Genomic DNA, 2,321 nt, shown 5'->3' on the forward strand with positions numbered 1-2,321 from the left:
ATTAACGAAAAGGATTCATTTGTTTGTATATCAATGCGAGGAAACATAAATCCAGAATGCCTTACCCAAGTGTTAGCAAATATTGCTGATAACAAGCCTACAATTCTTGGGTAAAATTGGTATTTTCGCATTGAATTATGGATGATCATCAGTTCAAAGAGAAAGTATTACCGTTGAGCCATCGCTTATTCGGTTTGTGTGTCAAAATCATTGGCAACAATGATGAGGCCAAGGATGCACTTCAGGATATATTTGTAAAACTTTGGACATCAAGAGACTCTTTGGAAAGTATTAAAAATATTGAGGCATACGCTGTAACTATTACACGTAATTATTGCCTTGATAAACTAAGGTTAAGAAAAGAAAATATCTCAATTGAGAAGATTTATTTGTATGATGATAGTGAAGATCAGGTTAATCTAGAATATACTGAAAACTATAAACTTAACCTGATAAATAGTGCGCTCACAGAGTTGACCCCAAATCAACAAAAGGTTTTTGTAATGAGAGATATTGAAAGAATGAGTTTTGAAGAGATCTCAATTAATTTAGGAATTACTGAAGAAAATATCAGAGTATCTCTTTCAAGATCAAGAAAGAAACTTAAAGAATTAGTAAAAGAAGCAATTAGAAGAGAGAATAATTATGGAAGATAAATTTAAAATAAAGAACCTTCTTGATAATTACTACAATGGAAATACATCCATTGATGAGGAGGATTTGCTCAGAAATTATCTTTCACAAGACAATGTTCCTGACGAATTTAAGACTGATAAAGAACTTTTTTCCAATTTATTTATAATTCAAAGCGATTTGTCTGAACTTAATTTTGAAGAGGATATAATTAAAGCCATTGAATTTGCGAACAAAACGAAGAGTGAAGAGGATAAGGGTTCGAAAATTTATAAATTATTTGCTGTATGGGCAGCTGCTGCATCTGTAATTATAATAATTGGTCTAGGTTTTCTATTCACAAGTAAACAGAATGAGATTCTTCTTACTGATACATTTGATGATCCCTACCTGGCAATGCAGGAAACAAAACGTGTATTGTCACTATTTGCATCAAAACTTAACATGGCACAAGATGAGCTGGAACCTTTAAATAGGCTCAATGTTCCCTATCAAGCAATGAAACCACTAGGTGAGATTTCTAAAAACCTTGAATATCTTGACAAAATTGAATCGATTGATGAACCAAAAAATATTCCTATAATTAAGGAAATTCTTTACGATGATAATAATAACTAAATACAACCTAATCTAATGAATACAACGAAAAAAGTTTTAATAACATTATTGCTACTGATTAGCACTAATTTGATAATGGGGCAGAAATCACCTGTAGATAAGTTATTTGATAAATATTCAGGTAAAGAAGGTTACACCTCAGTCTTTATTTCAAAATATATGTTCGATTTATTCACAGATGTTAGTTCAGATGATAAAGAATTAAATCAGGTTGTTCGTGGACTTTCTAGCATAAAAATTTTAGCCACAGAAACGGAAGGGGAAGGAGTGAACTTTCATAACGAGATTATGAAAGAACTCCCAGCTAAAGATTATAAAGAGTTGATGGTAATTAAGGAAAAAGATCAGGATTTGAAATTCCTCGTTAAAGATATTAACGGAAGGATAGTTGAACTATTATTAATAATTGGTGGTAGCGAAAATGCACTAATATGTATTCAGGGAGAGAACATTAACCTGAAAAACATTTCTAATCTATCCAAATCCATGAAAATTGAAGGACTAGAAAACCTTGATAAGATAAATAGTGAAGAAAAGTAAAGCTAACCTAGTTAATCCTTTAATACATACAAATCTTAGTATCTTAGCAATTAAAACCAACATAGCCATTTCAAATGGTTTAACATGAACACAAGAGAAAAAAGTTGCCTTCCTGTTAACCTCAAATAAAAGGGTTTCAGGAAGGTATTTTACTTTGCACAAATTTGATTTTCTTTATAGATCCACCATATTATCTAGAAAGTTCTGCATAATGTAAAAAGGGTAAATATTATTGAAGATTAATATATCTTAAGCTTTTTATAATTAGATAATTGCAAGCAATAACTATTGTAAAAAACCAAAAAAAAATTCTTTTTGACACTATTAGCTTCAACATGTTCTAAAAACTCCATAGATTTACGGAAATTTATTAAAGACAAATGGAGATTACATTTCTTGAAAGTAGTTTATATCTATATCTGGTTCTACCTACGCTAATATTCTTTGCTAGAATAATTGATGTTACCCTTGGAACAATGCGAATAATTTTTGTTTCCAAAGGGCAAAAATCAATTGCCCCAATTCTAGGT

3 protein-coding genes are annotated in these 2,321 nt (G+C 30.5%); all 3 read left to right on the forward strand.

Annotated features, from left to right (window positions below; all coding sequences use genetic code 11):
• The first annotated feature begins 194 nt into the window (after window positions 1-194).
• From HPY60_11865 to HPY60_11875, 3 genes are read left to right on the forward strand one after another with little or no spacing between them, the layout of a single operon-like run.
• Window positions 195-656, forward strand: coding sequence for an RNA polymerase sigma factor (locus HPY60_11865; GenBank protein ID NPV51872.1), 462 nt, complete (start codon window positions 195-197; stop codon window positions 654-656).
• Complete coding sequence (locus HPY60_11870; GenBank protein ID NPV51873.1) at window positions 646-1,251, forward strand: hypothetical protein; 606 nt, start codon at window positions 646-648, stop codon at window positions 1,249-1,251. Before HPY60_11865 ends, HPY60_11870 begins: the two co-directional genes overlap by 11 nt.
• A gap of 15 nt (window positions 1,252-1,266) precedes the next feature.
• Window positions 1,267-1,791, forward strand: a complete 525-nt coding sequence (locus tag HPY60_11875; GenBank protein NPV51874.1) for a DUF4252 domain-containing protein — start codon at window positions 1,267-1,269, stop codon at window positions 1,789-1,791.
• Window positions 1,792-2,321: the final 530 nt, after the last annotated feature.

The organism is Methanofastidiosum sp., assembly GCA_013178285.1.
Classification (GTDB): Archaea; Methanobacteriota_B; Thermococci; order Methanofastidiosales; family Methanofastidiosaceae; genus Methanofastidiosum.

What these genes read in the sequence shown, in the direction of transcription:
- HPY60_11870 (NPV51873.1), top strand. Translation starts at nt 646, where the DNA reads ATGGAAGATAAATTTAAAATAAAGAACCTTCTTGATAATTACTACAAT.
- HPY60_11875 (NPV51874.1), top strand. Translation starts at nt 1,267, where the DNA reads ATGAATACAACGAAAAAAGTTTTAATAACATTATTGCTACTGATTAGC.